Consider the following 16,708-nt stretch of genomic DNA (forward strand, 5'->3'; position numbering starts at 1 on the left):
AAGCTGTCTTACTTTAAATAAAACAGCTAATTTTTCTATTTATTAATTTAAAATTTTAACTTCAGAAACAGAAATTAAAACAGGTGTAAAATGATGTCCTGTATGAGAATGGTAAAATGAACCTGTAACTTGAATACGTTTACCGTAAGCATTGTGTGATTTTAAATAGTTTATGTGTTCTTCTGAGGGAGCCATTTGAATTATGCTTTGGTTGGTTTCTGTTTCATTAAATTCGTCCTCTCCATTTGTGACTACTGTAATTGGCGAACTTAATTTTAAAACATACGGTTTTTGAATTCCCGTTTCTGTTTCAAATTCCTTAATTCCAAAAGTTCCAACGATTGTAACTGGCTCATCATATTTGTATGTGGATTTATTAGGATTTTCAGAAACATTCTTTTGTTTATTTTCAACGTTTTTATCAGAAATCAAATCGCTTTCCAAAATCAATTTCCATTCGCCATTTACATTTTCAAAAACAAGATAGGAAGGATATTCTTTTGTACCTTTTTTAGTTGTAACTTCCTTGATAAATTCAGCTTTTGCTTGCTTATTGGAAATTTGAGTAACAGTGATGTCTCCTTTTATTTTTTGTCCGTAAATAGGATTATTTGCAAAAAATTTTTTTTGATCTGAAATATAGTATGCTTTAGTAACAGAGGACTGATAATATTCAATTTTATCTCCTAAAATTTTTTCTAAGGTATCAAAGTCAGCATTACTTGAGGCTTCATTCCAGACATTAACCATTTTTTTAATTTGTTCTTCGTTTGTTTCTTCCTTTTGTATAGGTTTTTCGATGCTAGATGAGGAAATGTTATTTTCTTTTTTTTCACATGAGAATAAAGATAGAAGTACCACTAGTAATAATAAAATTTTTTTCATCCATTGCTCCTTTCACGATTAAATTTTTATTGAAATCAATAATCTTAAAGTTGTTAAATAGTTAAAAAATTTTTAGTTTATAAAATTATTAGTATTTCTTCTATTATATTCATTATACTATGATTTTTATAAATGTCAAATTTTAGCTTTACTTAATTTCAAAGGAAATAATAAAGTTCTTTAACAAATCCTTTTATAATGTTCAAAAATAAAAAACACTCAGAAAGTAGCTTTTTAAGTTATTTCTCCAAGTGCTTTTTAATTTTATTTCTTACAAGGGTTTTCTATAACATCATTTTATAAATTTTTTATTTAGTCAACGAATTCAGCATCTTCTAAATATAAATTGTTATATCCATTTCCATAAAATTCAACTGTATAAGTATAACCTTCTTCAAGTCTATCAAAAATACCATCTGTAAATGTAAAGTATTTACCAGAATCTAAACTTCTACATGTTGAAGAGTTATAATTAACATCTGTAACCCTACAACTTACAACATATCTTGAAAATCCCAACATCCCACATACTAAAAAGATTCCTAAAATCAATTTTTTCATCTTAAATCACTCCTTGTTTACTTTTTTTAATTTTCTTGATTTAACAATATTAATAATATCCGCTATCTATTAGTGCTCCTGTAACAGCTCCCTCTACTCCGCCAAAAGCTGCTCCTAAAAGTGTCGCACAACTTGTACAGCTCAACATAAGAACCAAAGCTAATAGAAATAATTTGATTTTTGCTTTCATAACTATTTTTTCCTCCTGTTATAATGCATCTAATAACTTCATTTCTTTTTACAACATAATTATACAACATAATTTTTCAAATGTCAACATTTTTTTTGTAAAAATATTTTACGTTTTTAAAAAAAGTAATAAAATAACCGTTTTTATATCTGGAATATAAAAAATAATTATTTATAAATACTTTATAATTCTTCAAAATCTAATTGAGAATAATAAAATCTACTTAAAATTTGAAAATGTACTAGAATTATTAAGTTTAGCCTGTTATATAAAAAAACTGTTTTTAGTTTGATTTTTAAAGAGTTTAAGTGTATAATATAAAATAAAAAAAAGTAGGAGAAAAAATGAAAATATATACTGCCCCAATGGCTGGTACTACAGATTATTCCTTTAGAAAGATACTTGAAAAATTTGATCCAGATTTTTTGTTCACAGAAATGGTAAATGCTAATTTATTAAATCGTGAAGATGATACTACAATAAATGAACTTTTAAAATGTGATGATAAACAGCGAACTGGAACACAAATTTTTGGCGGAGATAAGGAAGAATTGATTTCAGGAATTTTAAAACTGAAAAATTTTGGATTTAAAAAAATTAATATAAATATGGGATGTCCACAGCCTAAGATTATAAAAAACGGAGCAGGTTCAGCACTTCTTGAAAACTATAACTTAGTTGATCAGGTTCTTTTTGAAACACAAAATATTGGTGCTGAAATTTCTATAAAAATACGTATTGGCTATAAAGATTTTAACAATCCTGAAATATTTTTGAATTTGGCAAATAAGCATAATCTTGATTTTATCTGTGTGCATGGACGGACTCAAAAGCAAATGTATTCTGGAACTGCCAACTGGGAAATTGTTGAAAAACTAAGTAAAATACCAAGGAATATAGATTTTTTTGGAAACGGAGATTTATTTGAGCCTTCTGAAATACAGCAAAAAATAGCCTCCTGCAACCTTGACGGTATAATACTTTCACGAGGAATAATTGGAAATCCTTGGTTAATTTCACAAACAAGGGAATTTCTACAGACTGGAAAAGTAAACACTATTCAAACTTTTAATGAAACAAAATCACTTGTTTTGGAACATTTGCAAAATATCCTGAAAAATAAAGGGGAAATGAAGGCTGTGCTTGAAATAAATAAATTTTTACGTCCATATTTTCAAAAATTTTGGGATAAAAATTTGAATAGAAATACTGAAATTACTCTAATTGAAAACTTTTATGATGAAAATTTAAAAAGTAAAATTGATAAAATTATTTTAGAAAAAGAAATTGTGCAAAAAATAAAGATGATTGAAATGTTGTAAATAAAGTTTTAAATAAGTTTTTTTATTGAAATTCTTAATAAAAAAGGGTATAATCACAGTTAAGAATTAGCTGTGATTTTTTAAAGGAGAGTGTAAAAAATGATTTTTACAAATATGAATGATGAAGTGCAAAACAAAAGTTTGGCAAAGGATATTCAATTTTGCATTGAATATGCGAAAAGAAATGAAAATAAAATTTTATCACTTGTACATGGCAGTTATGATGTAGGATATAATGATATTAAAATGAATGTAGGAAAATATTTTACAAAAAGCGAAAATGAGAAATTTTGGGAAAGTCACAAAAAATATCTGGATGTACAAATCATGATTAATGGAAATGAAAAAGTTGCAATTAGTAATATTCGTAATATGGAAGTTAAGAGCTTTGATTCGGAAAAGGATTTAGTAATTTTGGAAGGTGAAAAAGAATTTGATGTAGTTATGAAAACAGGAGATGTACTTGTATTTTTCCCAAACGATGTACATAAGCCTGAACTTAATATTTCTGAAACTGATAATTCTGGAAGTATAAGAAAAATCGTTACAAAGGTTGTTTTTAAAATTGAAATTGACAAAATAAGAATGTTCAATAAATAATAAACACAGTTAAGTATAAAGATATAAAATTGAAAAATAAAAAGGAGTTTAAGAATGAATTTTCCAGAACCATTGAAGCAAGGAGATAAAGTGTTTTTAGTTTGCACTTCTTCTCCTATTTTTGAGGAAGACATTGAAAAATGCAAGGAAATTATCAAAAACTTAGGTTTTGAACCAGTATTAGGGGAGAGCCTTTTTGAGAATATTGGAGGATATATGGCGGGAACGCCTGAAATTAGGGTAAAGGATTTACATAGGGCTTTTTCTGATGATGAAATTAAAGGAATTTTTTGTGTGAAGGGCGGATTTAGTGCTTCACAACTTTTGGATAAGCTGGACTACGAATTGATAAAGAAAAATCCTAAAGTTTTTGTAGGTTATAGCGATGTTACAAATTTGAGTATTTCTTTTAATCAGAAGTGTAATTTGGGAGTTTTTCACGGTCCTATGGTAAAATCGAATATGTTTAATGATTTTAATGAGTTTACAAAAAAATCTTTTTTTAATGCCTTGGATAAGAAAAAAGATGAAAAATGGTTATTTGAAAATCCAATAGATGAAAAAACTGGAATAGAAAAAGAAACTTCACTTCTGTATAAAAAGGATTTTGAAAATAAAAAAATAAACGGCGAATTAACTGGTGGAAATCTTTCAATAATTGTTACAACTTTAGGAACAGATTATGAAATTGATACAAAAGGAAAAATATTTTTTATTGAGGAAATCGAAGAAGAAATAAGCAGAATTGACAGAATGATGACACATTTGAAATATGCTGGAAAATTTGAAGATTGTAATGCGGTTTTGTTAGGTAATTTTGCAGGCTGTGAGAATACTTATGGAGAAAATTATGAGTTAATGGATTTTTTAAAAGATTTTTTCAAAAATTATGAAAAGCCTGTAATTTATGGACTTGAAAGTGGACATGAAAAGCCTGACTTGGTAACAATGCCGATGGGAGCAAAATGTACTTTGAAAATTAATGAAAATAAGAATGAAATTTATTTTGAAAAATAGAAGTACAGAAAATAGTATAAAATAAATTTACATAGAAAGAAGGAAAAAATCAATGTTTTTTGATATGCATGCGGATGTGTGGACAGATAATTTCTGGGAATATCAGAAGGAAAATAAAGATGTTATTAGAAATAAATACAAGGAAAAATTCTTAAAAGGAGGGCTTTCTGGAGGGATTTTTGTTATTTATTTGAATGTAAATGAAGTGGAGAATGCTGAAGAATATTTTTTTGCAGATTTGCGAGCAATGACTGAGGAATTGTACCACGCAAGAGATTTGATAAAGGTTATAAAAGAACCAGATGATTTTAAGATATTTCAAAATTGGGAAAATGTTAAGGAAGAAGACAAAAAGTTTGGAGTTATGCTTGGGATAGAAGGGCTTCCAGGGATTGGAGATAAACTTGACTATATTTATTTATTAAATCAGCTTGGTGTGCGACATATTGGAATGACTTGGAATGAAACAAACGCTTTTGCAACAGGGCAGAGCGGAGATAAAAACAGGGGATTGACTTCACTTGGAATTGATGCTGTGAGAATAATCAATGAATTGGGAATCCTGCTTGATGTTTCACATGCCAATGATAAAACATTCTGGGATATTGCCAAACATTCTAAAAAGCCTTTTTTTGCTTCACATTCTAATGCCAGAAGCCTTTGCCCGTCAATGAGAAACTTAACTGACGATCAAATTTTGTGTATTGGTGAACGAGGGGGAATGGTTGGAATGAACAGTTACCATAATTTTGTCAGTCAGAATGAAAATGAGAAAAATTTGGAAATGCTTTTAAATCATTTAGAGTATGTAGCTGAAAAAATTGGACTGGATAAAGTTGGATTTGGACTTGACTTTGCGGAATATTATACTCCAGAAGGAGAAGAGGCTGATGGGCTTCTTGATCTTCACGATGTTACAGAGTTAGGAAATGTGAAAAAAGCCTTGAAAAAAAGAGGATATTCCGAAAATGAGATTGAGATGGTAACGTATAAAAACTTTATTGACTTTTTTGGAAGAGTGAGAAATTTTAAATAAAAAATAATAGCAAAAGTTAGAAAAGAAAGGAACTTAATAAATGAACAATAAAAGAAAACCAATTATAGGGATTACTACTTCGCTAGAATTAAACCCGAACAGACTAAATGATCATAAGACAATAGTTTCTGTAGATTACAGCAAGGCGATTATAAATGCTGGAGGAATACCCTTTATTTTGCCAATAACAGAAAATATGGAAGTTATAAGGGAGCAAATTCAGCATTTAGATGGTCTTTTACTTTCTGGAGGAGGAGATCCTGATCCGATTTTATATGGAGAGGACTGTCTGCAGGAAGTTGGGAGCATTACGCCAGAGCGGGATAAATTTGAACTTACAATTTTGGATGAGTTTATGAAAACTGGAAAGCCTATTTTGGGGATTTGCCGTGGATTACAAATTGCAAATATCTATTTTGGCGGAAGTTTGTATCAAGATGTAAAATATATAGACACAACTGTCAATCACATGCAAAAGTGGCTTCCTGACTTGCCTACGCACGATATAAATATTGAAAAAGATAATATTTTATTTGAAATTTTTGGTGAAAAAACAAGAATTAATTCTTATCATCATCAAATGATAAAAGATTTGGGAAATAATTTGACTTCTATTGCAAAAGCGAATGATGGTATAATAGAAGCTTTTCAAAACAAAAATCATAAATTCTTTTACGCAGTACAATGGCATCCTGAAATGATGGCAGTTCGTGGAAATGAGAAAATGCAGAAGATTTTTGATAAATTTATTGAAAGTTGTGGAAAATAATTTAAATTTTAAATAAAAAAGTGAAAAACTAAAATTAATTAGTAATTCACTTTTTTTATTTCGGATTTTTTATTTTAGTACCATAAAAGATTAATTCCATTTTCTTTACATTCTTTTACGATTTCAGGAGTCCAAACTGAAGCCTGAACTTCCCCAATGTGAGCTTTTTGCAATAAAAACATGCAAATTCTTGACTGTCCGATTCCTCCGCCGATTGTCAATGGCAATTCATCATTTAAAAGCATTTTATGAAAATCAAGATTTTTTCGTTCTTCTAAGTTCAATTCCTTCAATTGACGTTCTAGTGCCTTTTTATCTACACGGATTCCCATTGACGATAATTCTAACGAGCTGTCAAGAATTGGATTCCACATAATTAAATCTCCGTTTAATTCCCAATCATCATAGTCTGGAGCACGTCCATCGTGTTTTTCTCCTGATTCCAACACTTTTCCAATTTGCATAATGAAAATTGCACCTTTTTCTTTTGCAAACTTGTCTTCTCTTTCATTTGGAGTCAATTCAGGATATAAATTTTCTAATTCTTGTGAAGTAATGAATGTTACTTCCTTTGGTAAAAATTTTTCAAATTTATTGAATTTGTCTGTCAATTCTTTTTCTGCATTTAAAAAGACTTGATATATTTTTTTTACAGTGTCCTTTAGAAAATCTAAATTTCTATCTTCTTTTGAAATAACTTTTTCCCAGTCCCACTGATCCACATAAATTGAATGTGTGTTATCCAGATCTTCATCTCTTCTAATGGCATTCATATCTGTATAAATACCTTTTCCAGCCTCTACACCATATTGCTTCAGTGCTATTCTTTTCCATTTTGCAAGTGAATGCACAATTTCCAATGTTGTGTCTGGCATTTCCAGCATTTCAAAAGCCACAGGACGTTCAACGCCATTTAAGTTATCGTTAATTCCTGCTGACTTTCTAACGAACATAGGTGCAGAAATTCTTGTTAAGTCCAATGCTTTCGCAAGCTCTCTCTCAAAACAGTCTTTTGCCACTTTTATAGCAATTTCTGTTTCCATAATCCCGTATTTTGGATCATAATTTTTTGGAATTATAATACTTGACATATACTCTCCTTCTTTCCCAGTTTTTTATTCTACCTGTAAATGTTATCAAAATTCTTATTTATTGTCAAATTTTTTCTTTTTATTAAACAAAATAACATAATACTAAACTCTATTTAAATAATGAAATTATTACAAACTTTTCTAATAAAGGGTATAAATCTAATATTTTCAAATAATTAAAATATAATTTTCATTTTTCAATCAGATTCCAGTATAAATAATCTGTCGGAGCATTTTTCTGTGCTGGCAAAACTGTCTGAGCATAGCGAGTTTTTTGTCAGTGCAGAAAAATGTCGTAGACTAGCCACAGGTTGTAGGATTTGCGGCAATGAGCAATCCTACGAAAATAAAAAGAAAAAACATCGTATATGAAAAGATAATTATTAATCAAAATAACTTAAAATAAATTTGCTAAATAAATTTCAAACTCTTTGCAATAAAAACTATTTAAAATTTATGAGATTTTTTTTATATTATTTACAATATTTTCTATATCATTCATTAATAAAGATTGATTTTCTTCTGAATACATATGTGAAAAAAGAGAATTTAGATTTTCTTCAAAGTTTTCAGGCAAGATTTTGCATTGTTTTTTGCAAAGTTGAATTAAACGTTTTTCACCAGGGTGTGTTATCTCATTTATTGCGAATAATAAGTCAAAATATGAAGCTAGAAATTCTGTTATTCTGTGATTTATACTGACAAAATCTTTTCTTGAAATTGCTTTTTTTATTTGGTTTGGGTATGCTGGCATTGAAGAATCTATTAATTCCAGCTGTCTTTTTATAATATTTTCTTTTAGCTGTTTTGGGTAATTTATGGTATATTTGTTTTTGTATTTTTCAAGAGTCCCGTTTTTATCATATAAAATTTTGCAAGTAATTAGATTGTGCCACATGCAAGTTGTGTAAGAATTGCTTGGGTGATATTCAGCAACAACCTTTTCGATACCTTTCATAAAATCTTTCATGTCTCGGTAAAGAATGTCTATTTCGATTCCGTTATTTAGGACACAATTATCTTCGTATTCCCAAAAGCTGTTTCCAATTTCCATATAACTGCAGAATTTTTTTAGAATATTTTTTCTTTTTTCTTCACTAATTGGGGAATTTACGTAAAGATACACATCGTAATCTGATTTTTCATCATAATTTTCTCCCGCTCGTGAGCCTCCTAATGCAATTGCTTCAACTTCTTCCAATAAAGACAGTTCTTTAAATAATTGTTCTACCATTTTTCCTCCTAGTTTTAAAAATTTAATTATGTTAATGTTTGTATTCTATCATTAAATATTATATTTTTCTATAATTTTTTGATAGATAGAAATAATTAAAACGTATTTAGAAATTACTATTTTACTTAAAATTTAGACTTTAACAAGTTTTATTATTTTAATTTAAGATATTTACAACGAAACAAAAATAATTTGATTGTCAAAATAAATAATGGTATAATATTTATGCATTTTAAAACAAATGTAAAAGCTTTAAACAAAATTATTTACAAAAAAATTTAATCATTAAGCAAAGTAATTTTTAAATGAATTCTTTTATTTTTCGATGTTTTATTTACTAGACAAAAATATATGTATGAGTTATAATAGTACAAAGAATATATGATTGGAGAGAAATAAGTGTGGATGTACATCATTTAAAAATTTTTTTTGAGGCGTGCAAGGAAAAAAGTTTTACTAAAGCTGCGAAAAATTTATTTATAAGTCAATCTGCTGTATCAATACAAATAAAAAAATTGGAAACAAAATTGGGAATCCAGCTTATTGAAAGAAATTCTAAAAATTTTAGATTGACTTTTGCGGGAAAAGAGCTTTATCGAATGTCAAAGGATGTTTTTGACAAGATTTTGCGAGTAGAAAAGGAAATGGAAAAAATTTCGCACTATGGCAAAGGGAAAATTTGCATAGGAGCGACTCATAATATTGGAGAGCCTGTACTGCCAAGAATTATGGTGGAATTTAAGAAACATAATCCTGAAATTGAATTTGATTTGTATATCAAAAATCGTGAATCCCTTGTAAAACATCTGAAAGAAGGAACAGTTGACATTGCTTTAATGGAGGAATATTTCATTGAAGATAAAGAAATAAAAGTTATCGAAACTGAGGAATATCCTTTTGTCGTTGTGGCAGGGAAAAAAATATCAGATTACAATGAATTAAAGGAAATGCAGCTGTTAAAGCGAGATACTGTATTGACAAGCAAATACTTGGATTTATTTGAAAAAATAATAGGATTTAATTTTGAAAACAGAATTGTCATAAATGGAAGTATCGAAACGATGAAAAACCTTATAAAAAGTGGGCTTGGTTTTGCCGTTCTGCCATATTACAGCGTTTATGAGGAAATCGAAAAAGGCACATTAAAAGTAATTCATAACTTTGAAAAATCTGAAGATAAGTTTCAAATTGCCTATATTCGTGAAAATGGAGAGAAACCTGGAATTTCCAAATTTGTGAAATTTGTGAAGGATTACAAAATTACACCAGCGTTATTTTCAGTAAAAAATAAAGAATAATTTAAACAGATAATTTATAAATAAATTTTAGGAGGAAAATTATGTTAAAAGAAAATATCAGAAATTCGTATTTAACAGCTTTTGAAACCGTGAAGGCTTTTGTGGAAAATGAGGAAAATATTGAAAAAACAGAAAAAATTGCACAGGAGCTGGCACAAGCGTACAAAAATGGTAAAAAATCGCTTATTGCAGGAAATGGTGGAAGTAACTGTGATGCAATGCACTTTGCTGAAGAATTTACAGGAAGATTTAGAAAAGACAGAAAAGCATTGCCGTCTATAAGTATTAGCGATTCTTCTCATATTACATGCGTTGGAAACGACTATGGATTTGACTTTATTTTTGCAAAAGGTGTGGAAGCGTTTGGACAGGAAGGTGATTTTTTCTTTGGAATTTCAACTTCGGGAAATTCTAAAAATATAATTGAAGCTGTTAAATCAGCTAAGGAAAGAAATTTAAAAACAGTGGCATTACTTGGAAAAGATGGTGGAAAATTGAAGGGAGTATGTGACTATGAATTTATAATTCCTGGAGAAACATCAGACAGGATTCAGGAAGTTCACATGATGATTTTACACATTATAATTGAAGGTGTAGAAAGAATTTTATTTCCTGAAAATTACTAGAAATAACAATGCTTTTTGTAAATTCAAGGAGGAAGATGAAAAAAAGTGTAAATATAGAAAAAATTAGAAATACAGAATATTTGAAATTAGCACTTGGGTTTACTTTGTCAACGCTGACAACACCCTTGTTGAATTCTGTTGACACAGCTGTTGTAGGAAATCTTTCAAATCCAGTCTTTATAGGTGGAGTAACACTTGGAGGAACGATTTTTAATACAATTTATTGGCTTTTTGGCTTTTTACGTGTCAGCACATCGGGATATTCTGCAAAAGCTTTTGGAGAAAGCAACAGAAGGGAAGAAATTACAGTTCTAGTACGTCCAGTGTTAATTTCCGTTTTATTGGGAATTTTCTTTGTTTTGTTTCAAAAACCTATTTTATGGGGATTTACACATTTTTTTGATGCTGGCAGGGAAATTACGAAATATATAGCAGTCTATTTTAATATTTTGATATGGGGAGCACCGTTCGTGCTCCTAAATTATACATTTTTAGGCTGGATAATGGGACGTAAGGAAATAAAAAAATGTCTGATTTTGCAGCTTATGACAAATTTTGTAAATATTGCTCTAGACTTATATTTTGTAAAAGTTCTGAAAATGGATGTTGCGGGAGTGGCAATTGCTACCTTAATTTCTCAAATAACAACAACTCTTTTATCAGTTTTTATTATTTTAAAGACTTTTTCATTAAAGGAGATTTTACACAACATAAATTTAAAAGAAATTTTTGACAAAGCTGAAGTAAAAAAGGTTGGAGCGGTAAATTTGGATTTAGTATTAAGAACAGTATGTCTTTTGGTAACAACAAATTTATTTTTGGAAAAGGCTGCACACAATGGAAAAATTATATTGGCTGCAAATTCCATACTATTTCAGGTTCAATACTTGATGTCATACATTTTTGACGGCTTTGCCAATGCTTCAAGCGTATTTTCGGGTATATCAGTGGGAGAGAAAGATTTTAAAAAACTAAAATGGGTAATGAGAAAATCAATTCATTTTTGCATTATAATTTCAGCCTTTTTGAGTACAGCATTTATTTTAGGTGGCGAAAAACTGTTATTATTTTACACAAAGAATGCAGAAGTTATAAACACTGCAAACCAATATAAAATGTGGATAGTTATATTTCCAATAGTTGTAAGTTTTGGATTAGTAATTTATGGAAATTTTACAGGAGCAACAGAAACAACATACATAAGAAATTCAATGCTGCAATCGTTAGTAATTTTCCTGATATTGTATTTTACAGTGCTACCAGCATATCAAAATCATGGATTATGGTTATCTTTCATCGTTTTTTCATTAGCAAGATCATTATTTTTAATGAGATATGTTAAAAAATTTTTGGAAAAATATAAATTGGAATTAAATGTAAAACATCTATAAATAGAGGTATCTAGCTAGGTTTTACAATTGCAGGTTAAAAAGATTTGGATATAAGGAATTTTATTATGATTTCATTTTAAATAAATAGCTCTTTATAAGAAATTTAACAGTTTTATATGGTATATTACTGTTGAAACAAAATTTAAAGAAAAGGAATGATGAAGATGAAATTAATGAAAAAATCTATGTTAGTATTGTCTGTAATGACATTAATTGGAGGAATGAGTTTTGCTGCAACAGCTAAGAAAAGACCCGCTGCAAGAAAGGTAGCTTCAGAATCATATACTTGCGGTTCTGAAAGAATAACAGTTTCTTATCCAGCAACAAATGCTGCAAGAGTAGTGACTAAAGCAGGGAATGTTTATAATCTTAAAGTAGCAGTATCAGGTAGTGGATCAAGATATGTTTCTAAAAATGGAAATGTAGAATTCTTCAAAGGTGGAAAAGATGCTATTTATAGAGGACCTAATGGCATTGAAAAATCTTGCACAAGAAGATAACAAAATTTATTCTTAATTAATTGAAAAATATAGCTGACAGATTAGAAGAAAGTCTGAAGGCTATGTTTTTTATGTTTTATACTGTTCCCCATTTAAATAACGAATTTATTACAAATTTTTCTAATCAAGGGATAAAACTTAATATTTTCAAATGATTAAAACATAATTTTTACTTTTTAAACAGATTCTAGTATAAATTAATCCGTCGGAGCATTTTTCTGTGCTGGCAAAACTGTCTGAGCATAGCGAGTTTTTTGGCAGTTCAGAAAAATGTCGAAGACTAGCCATAGGTTGTAGGATTTGCGGCAATGAGCAATCCTACGAAAATAAAAATGAAAAAACATAGTAATATGAAAAAATATTTATTAATAAAATATCCAAAAAATAATTTAGTTGAATGATTATAAATTAATTATCAAACAACTCATAAAAATTTATTCCTATTTTTAAAAGGGGTTTAGTATTAGTTTGATTTCAGGTAATATTAAAAGAAGAAATAACTAAAGATGCGGATTTATTTCAGGATTTTCAATCTGAACTGTCACATGCTCTATTCCGTATTCATTTTTTAGAAGCTTTACCACATCATTTACAATTTCGTAATCATTTACACCATCATACTCATCAAGTAAAATATGAAATGAAAGGCTTACATTTTCTTCAGAAATATTCCATAAATGAAATTCATGAATATCTTTTATTTTATCAATTGTCAAAATTTTAGCATGAATTTCGTCAATGTCTAAATCACTGGGAACAGCTTCCATTAAGATAAAAAACGCCTCTTTTGCAATTTTTAATCCGCCAGCAAAAATAACAACACTTATAATCACACTTATTATTATGTCAAAGATAACAAGGTTAGTTAATTTCAAAATAATTGCCGCAATTATGACTCCGACAGAATTTAATGTGTCACCTAAAAAATGCCATAATGCACTTTTTACATTAAGATTATTTTCTTTTTTCAAACTTTTCATAAGCACAAACATAAGTATTATATTAACCAAAAGTCCGATTACTGCAATTGTGAACATTGTAAAAAAATCAACATGCTCTGGATTGAAAAGCCGTTTTACAGCCTCAATAACTATTCCAAGCGAAATTATCATAAGAGCCAGTCCATTTATGAATGCAGAAATTATCTCAATTCTCAAAAATCCGTAAGTAAAATTCTTGTTTGGCTTTTTGGCTGAATAAAATACTGCTACAATGCTGAATAAAAGTGCAACGACATCTGAAAACATGTGAAATGAATCTGAAATAAGCGCAAGCGAGCCGCTAAATATTCCACCAAACAATTCAACTAAAGCAAAAAACAGCGTCAGCAAAATTGAAGTTATCAAAGTTTTCTTTGATTGTGCCTGATATTTATAATGCTTTATATGATGGTACTTAAAATCAATTTTTTCTTTATTCATATTATCTTTCCTTCTTTCCTCTAAAAATATTTAATCTATTCTTATTATATAATAGGAGTTTTTTTATTTCAACAACATAATTTTATTTTATAGTAAAACTGTTTTGAAATCTTAAAATTATTTTTAATATTGTTGCAGATTACAATTTTGTATGGTAAACTTTTGTTATAAATAATAAATTTAAAATTGAAATGTATTCAAATTATATTTTTGCAATACCAAAGTTAAGGAATAAATTCTAAGATAAAGGAGAAATATAAAATGTCAAATATATTTGAAAAAAAAGTCAGAATAAACGAATTGACAAATTTGAGAAAAGAACTTATGCAGCAGGGGAATGTTGTGGAAGAGGTTAAAGTATTAAAGGAATTAGCAGAACTTACAGAAGATGTTTTTGGTGAGGAAAGTGATAAAAATATTAAAATTTTGAATGAAGTTGGGGGGACTCTTAAATATGTTGGGGAGTTTGACACGGCGAAAGATGCTTTGCTGAAGGCACAAGGCTTTATTGAGAAAAAATATGGCAAGGACAGTATTCCGTATGCGACTTGCAGCCTTAACCTAGCTGAAGTTTACAGATTTATGAAAAAGTATGATGACATAGAGAATATTTATCTTAATACTATGAAAATTTACGAAAATAATAATTTGCAGAATGACTATGTTTATGCGAGCGTATGCAATAATTTGGCTTTATTTTATCAGGAGCTTGAAAGATATGAGGAAGCGATTGAGTTGCAGGAAAAAAGTCTGGAAGTATTGGAAAAAGTTGGAGAAAATCCTATTCAGTATGCAATTACGCTAAGTAATCTTGTACAGCCTTACTTGAAGGTAAAAAATAAAGAAAAAGCAGAAGGATATTTGCAAAAATCACTGGAACTAATTGAAAAGGAAGTTGGAAAAACTCATAACTTGTATGCAGCAGTCCTTAACAATATGGCAACTTTTTATTTTGCAGAAAATGAGTATGAAAAAGCATTGGAATTATTTGAAGAAAGTGCAGAAATTTGTGAAAAGACGTTTGGTAAAGAAAGCAATAATTACAAAAATATTTTGGAAAATATTGAAGTTGTGAAGGAAAAAATGGTTTAGATGGAAAAAGGAGAAAAAATGGATTCAAATAAAATAAAAGGACTGGAACTTTCTAAAAAATATTTTGAAGAAGTTTATCTTCCAGTTATAAAAAGTGAATTTCCAGAAATTTTTGAGAAAATGGCGGCCGGACTTGCGGGGGAAGGTTCGGAATGTTTTGGGTTTGATGATGAGATTTCACAGGATCATGATTTTGGGCCGTCCTGCTGTATTTGGCTAAGTTCAGAAGATTATGAAAAATATGGACTAAATTTGCAGAAAAGGCTTAATGAATTGCCAAAGGAGTTTTTGGGCTTTAGAGCATTGAATGTGAGCGAGTTTGGAGATGGACGGCGTGGTGTCCTTAATATGGATGACTGGTTTTTCAAATTTTTGGGAGATGTGAAAGCACCTCAGAATTTGTATGATTGGCGATTAATCCCAGAAGAATTGCTAGCAACGGCGGTTAATGGAGAAATTTTTATGGATAATTCAGGACAATTTACAAAAATTAGAAATGATTTAGAAAAATATTTTCCAGAAGATATACGGCTTAACAAAATTGCGACAAGATGTATGAAAATGGCACAATCTGGGCAGTATAACTATTTACGGTGCATGAAAAGGAATGAAATTGTGGCAGCAAGGCTGGCAGAAACTGAATTTATAAATGAGGCAATACATATGATTTTTCTATTAAATAAAAAATATAAACTTTTTTACAAATGGATGCCAAGAGCTTTAAAAAACTTGAAAATTTTGGGAGAAAAAACGTATTTTTTAATTGAAGAGCTAGTAAAATTGCCAGTTAGTGCGGTTAATCGAAAATTTCAGATTATTGAAGAAATAAGTGCCGATGTAATTTCGGAAATGAAAAATCAAGATATTGTTCCAAGACAATTAACAAGTGACTTTTTACAGGATTATGGACCTTTTGTGCAAAATAAAATAGAAGATGAGAAATTAAGAAACTGGAATCCTGCCATGGATTAAAATATAAAATTTAAAAAACAATCAACAAAATTAAAGAATATTGGATTTTAAAATAGGAGAATCGAAAATGGAAAGAGAAATTAGTAAAAAAGAAAGTTTTATTAGACAAATTTTAAAAAGGGAATGGGAATTTTTTCAAAATGTGCATCATACGGAAGGAAGGGCAGAATGTCAGGATAATCCTCAGGAATTTGAGATTATGAGAAGAAGCCAATGGGAAACATTGCCTGATGAAATTTTGGAAAGTTATCTGGAAGACTTGATTTTGGCAAAACATCGTGGTGAAAACATTGTTCAGGACAAATATGCCAGAATGATGAAATACAGCGTTCCAAAAGAATACGAGATAATCAAGGATTACTTGCCTGAAATCTCGCCCGAAAAAGAAGAGCTGGTACAAAAAATAGTAGAAATTTATTTGCATTGGGAAGAAGAAATAATACAAAAGTATCCAAAAGTTACAGCAAAAGGACGACCACTTCATTCTGAATTTGACACACCAAATCATACTTCAATTGAAACTTATTTAAAAGGTGAGTTGTCTTCATATTCAGTAAAAACATTGAAATTATATTACGAGTATATCCAAAGCTGTGTTGCAAATAAGGTCAACTTGGCAGAAAATAATTTGGAAAATATTGTACTGGAAAAAGGATATAAGACGATTGATGAAGCAGAGAAAAGTTTGTAAATTTATAAATTG

The 16,708-nt window shown here is 29.1% G+C and carries 18 protein-coding genes; 12 read left to right on the forward strand and 6 right to left on the reverse strand.

Annotated elements, in window-relative coordinates; all coding sequences use genetic code 11:
- Positions 1–42 precede the first annotated feature (42 nt).
- The 3 genes from ACZ5B9_RS04310 to ACZ5B9_RS04320 all read right to left on the reverse strand — a co-directional run bounded on the left by ACZ5B9_RS04310 (position 43) and on the right by ACZ5B9_RS04320 (position 1,636).
- On the reverse strand, positions 43–885 hold the full coding sequence (locus tag ACZ5B9_RS04310) for a DUF4431 domain-containing protein (protein WP_464423502.1): 843 nt from the start codon (positions 883–885) through the stop codon (positions 43–45).
- Positions 886–1,197: 312 nt separating this feature from the next.
- Positions 1,198–1,446, reverse strand: coding sequence for a hypothetical protein (locus ACZ5B9_RS04315; protein WP_006804646.1), 249 nt, complete (start codon positions 1,444–1,446; stop codon positions 1,198–1,200).
- Positions 1,447–1,495: 49 nt separating this feature from the next.
- Positions 1,496–1,636: a hypothetical protein gene (locus tag ACZ5B9_RS04320; RefSeq protein ID WP_021768842.1), complete on the reverse strand. Its 141-nt coding sequence runs from the start codon at positions 1,634–1,636 to the stop codon at positions 1,496–1,498.
- Positions 1,637–1,980: 344 nt separating this feature from the next.
- Here ACZ5B9_RS04320 and ACZ5B9_RS04325 point away from each other — a divergent pair, with 344 nt between their 5' ends.
- The 5 genes from ACZ5B9_RS04325 to ACZ5B9_RS04345 all read left to right on the forward strand — a co-directional run bounded on the left by ACZ5B9_RS04325 (position 1,981) and on the right by ACZ5B9_RS04345 (position 6,380).
- Positions 1,981–2,958, forward strand: a complete 978-nt coding sequence (locus tag ACZ5B9_RS04325) for a tRNA dihydrouridine synthase (RefSeq protein ID WP_464423503.1) — start codon at positions 1,981–1,983, stop codon at positions 2,956–2,958.
- Between the two features lie 99 nt (positions 2,959–3,057).
- Complete coding sequence (locus tag ACZ5B9_RS04330) at positions 3,058–3,558, forward strand: NanQ anomerase/TabA/YiaL family protein (RefSeq protein ID WP_464423504.1); 501 nt, start codon at positions 3,058–3,060, stop codon at positions 3,556–3,558.
- Positions 3,559–3,612: 54 nt separating this feature from the next.
- The gene (locus tag ACZ5B9_RS04335) at positions 3,613–4,575 is read left to right on the forward strand and encodes a S66 peptidase family protein (protein WP_464423505.1); all 963 of its coding nucleotides are present in this window, start codon (positions 3,613–3,615) and stop codon (positions 4,573–4,575) included.
- Between the two features lie 52 nt (positions 4,576–4,627).
- Positions 4,628–5,611, forward strand: a complete 984-nt coding sequence (locus ACZ5B9_RS04340) for a dipeptidase (RefSeq protein ID WP_464423506.1) — start codon at positions 4,628–4,630, stop codon at positions 5,609–5,611.
- Between the two features lie 40 nt (positions 5,612–5,651).
- The gene (locus tag ACZ5B9_RS04345) at positions 5,652–6,380 is read left to right on the forward strand and encodes a gamma-glutamyl-gamma-aminobutyrate hydrolase family protein (RefSeq protein ID WP_464423507.1); all 729 of its coding nucleotides are present in this window, start codon (positions 5,652–5,654) and stop codon (positions 6,378–6,380) included.
- Positions 6,381–6,454: 74 nt separating this feature from the next.
- Here the strand turns inward: ACZ5B9_RS04345 and asnA are convergent, their stop codons facing one another.
- Together asnA and ACZ5B9_RS04355 are read right to left on the reverse strand one after the other, a co-directional pair.
- Positions 6,455–7,471, reverse strand: a complete 1,017-nt coding sequence (gene asnA / locus ACZ5B9_RS04350) for an aspartate--ammonia ligase (RefSeq protein WP_464423508.1) — start codon at positions 7,469–7,471, stop codon at positions 6,455–6,457.
- Positions 7,472–7,925: 454 nt separating this feature from the next.
- Positions 7,926–8,705, reverse strand: coding sequence for a nucleotidyltransferase domain-containing protein (locus ACZ5B9_RS04355; protein WP_464423509.1), 780 nt, complete (start codon positions 8,703–8,705; stop codon positions 7,926–7,928).
- A 401-nt stretch (positions 8,706–9,106) separates the two neighbouring features.
- On the opposite strand from ACZ5B9_RS04355, the gene ACZ5B9_RS04360 reads away from it, so the two are divergent.
- The 4 genes from ACZ5B9_RS04360 (at position 9,107) to ACZ5B9_RS04375 (ending at position 12,520) form a co-directional block, all read left to right on the forward strand.
- Positions 9,107–10,003, forward strand: a complete 897-nt coding sequence (locus ACZ5B9_RS04360; protein WP_464423510.1) for a LysR family transcriptional regulator — start codon at positions 9,107–9,109, stop codon at positions 10,001–10,003.
- Between the two features lie 41 nt (positions 10,004–10,044).
- Positions 10,045–10,629: a D-sedoheptulose 7-phosphate isomerase gene (gene gmhA / locus ACZ5B9_RS04365; protein WP_039888796.1), complete on the forward strand. Its 585-nt coding sequence runs from the start codon at positions 10,045–10,047 to the stop codon at positions 10,627–10,629.
- Between the two features lie 35 nt (positions 10,630–10,664).
- Positions 10,665–12,020, forward strand: coding sequence for an MATE family efflux transporter (locus ACZ5B9_RS04370; protein ID WP_464423511.1), 1,356 nt, complete (start codon positions 10,665–10,667; stop codon positions 12,018–12,020).
- Between the two features lie 164 nt (positions 12,021–12,184).
- The gene (locus tag ACZ5B9_RS04375) at positions 12,185–12,520 is read left to right on the forward strand and encodes an MliC family protein (RefSeq protein ID WP_036070413.1); all 336 of its coding nucleotides are present in this window, start codon (positions 12,185–12,187) and stop codon (positions 12,518–12,520) included.
- Between the two features lie 500 nt (positions 12,521–13,020).
- Here the strand turns inward: ACZ5B9_RS04375 and ACZ5B9_RS04380 are convergent, their stop codons facing one another.
- Positions 13,021–13,941, reverse strand: coding sequence for a cation diffusion facilitator family transporter (locus ACZ5B9_RS04380; protein WP_464423512.1), 921 nt, complete (start codon positions 13,939–13,941; stop codon positions 13,021–13,023).
- Positions 13,942–14,202: 261 nt separating this feature from the next.
- Between ACZ5B9_RS04380 and ACZ5B9_RS04385 the strand changes: the two genes are divergently transcribed.
- The 3 genes from ACZ5B9_RS04385 to ACZ5B9_RS04395 all read left to right on the forward strand — a co-directional run bounded on the left by ACZ5B9_RS04385 (position 14,203) and on the right by ACZ5B9_RS04395 (position 16,696).
- Positions 14,203–15,033: a tetratricopeptide repeat protein gene (locus tag ACZ5B9_RS04385; RefSeq protein ID WP_464423513.1), complete on the forward strand. Its 831-nt coding sequence runs from the start codon at positions 14,203–14,205 to the stop codon at positions 15,031–15,033.
- An 18-nt stretch (positions 15,034–15,051) separates the two neighbouring features.
- A complete protein-coding gene (locus tag ACZ5B9_RS04390) occupies positions 15,052–16,005 on the forward strand; it encodes a DUF4037 domain-containing protein (protein WP_464423514.1) in 954 nt (317 codons plus the stop codon).
- A 67-nt stretch (positions 16,006–16,072) separates the two neighbouring features.
- Positions 16,073–16,696, forward strand: coding sequence for a DUF4125 family protein (locus ACZ5B9_RS04395; protein ID WP_039888587.1), 624 nt, complete (start codon positions 16,073–16,075; stop codon positions 16,694–16,696).
- Positions 16,697–16,708 lie beyond the last annotated feature (12 nt).

The organism is Leptotrichia sp. SK-5 (genome assembly GCF_055387215.1).

Bases quoted from the DNA above. Each gene is read 5' to 3' on its own strand.
- asnA (WP_464423508.1), bottom strand. From the start codon at position 7,471: ATGTCAAGTATTATAATTCCAAAAAATTATGATCCAAAATACGGGATT.
- ACZ5B9_RS04370 (WP_464423511.1), top strand. From the start codon at position 10,665: ATGAAAAAAAGTGTAAATATAGAAAAAATTAGAAATACAGAATATTTG.
- ACZ5B9_RS04325 (WP_464423503.1), top strand. From the start codon at position 1,981: ATGAAAATATATACTGCCCCAATGGCTGGTACTACAGATTATTCCTTT.
- ACZ5B9_RS04315 (WP_006804646.1), bottom strand. From the start codon at position 1,446: ATGAAAAAATTGATTTTAGGAATCTTTTTAGTATGTGGGATGTTGGGA.
- ACZ5B9_RS04375 (WP_036070413.1), top strand. From the start codon at position 12,185: ATGAAATTAATGAAAAAATCTATGTTAGTATTGTCTGTAATGACATTA.
- ACZ5B9_RS04335 (WP_464423505.1), top strand. From the start codon at position 3,613: ATGAATTTTCCAGAACCATTGAAGCAAGGAGATAAAGTGTTTTTAGTT.
- ACZ5B9_RS04385 (WP_464423513.1), top strand. From the start codon at position 14,203: ATGTCAAATATATTTGAAAAAAAAGTCAGAATAAACGAATTGACAAAT.
- ACZ5B9_RS04310 (WP_464423502.1), bottom strand. From the start codon at position 885: ATGAAAAAAATTTTATTATTACTAGTGGTACTTCTATCTTTATTCTCA.
- ACZ5B9_RS04345 (WP_464423507.1), top strand. From the start codon at position 5,652: ATGAACAATAAAAGAAAACCAATTATAGGGATTACTACTTCGCTAGAA.
- ACZ5B9_RS04395 (WP_039888587.1), top strand. From the start codon at position 16,073: ATGGAAAGAGAAATTAGTAAAAAAGAAAGTTTTATTAGACAAATTTTA.
- ACZ5B9_RS04355 (WP_464423509.1), bottom strand. From the start codon at position 8,705: ATGGTAGAACAATTATTTAAAGAACTGTCTTTATTGGAAGAAGTTGAA.
- ACZ5B9_RS04320 (WP_021768842.1), bottom strand. From the start codon at position 1,636: ATGAAAGCAAAAATCAAATTATTTCTATTAGCTTTGGTTCTTATGTTG.
- gmhA (WP_039888796.1), top strand. From the start codon at position 10,045: ATGTTAAAAGAAAATATCAGAAATTCGTATTTAACAGCTTTTGAAACC.
- ACZ5B9_RS04380 (WP_464423512.1), bottom strand. From the start codon at position 13,941: ATGAATAAAGAAAAAATTGATTTTAAGTACCATCATATAAAGCATTAT.
- ACZ5B9_RS04330 (WP_464423504.1), top strand. From the start codon at position 3,058: ATGATTTTTACAAATATGAATGATGAAGTGCAAAACAAAAGTTTGGCA.
- ACZ5B9_RS04390 (WP_464423514.1), top strand. From the start codon at position 15,052: ATGGATTCAAATAAAATAAAAGGACTGGAACTTTCTAAAAAATATTTT.
- ACZ5B9_RS04340 (WP_464423506.1), top strand. From the start codon at position 4,628: ATGTTTTTTGATATGCATGCGGATGTGTGGACAGATAATTTCTGGGAA.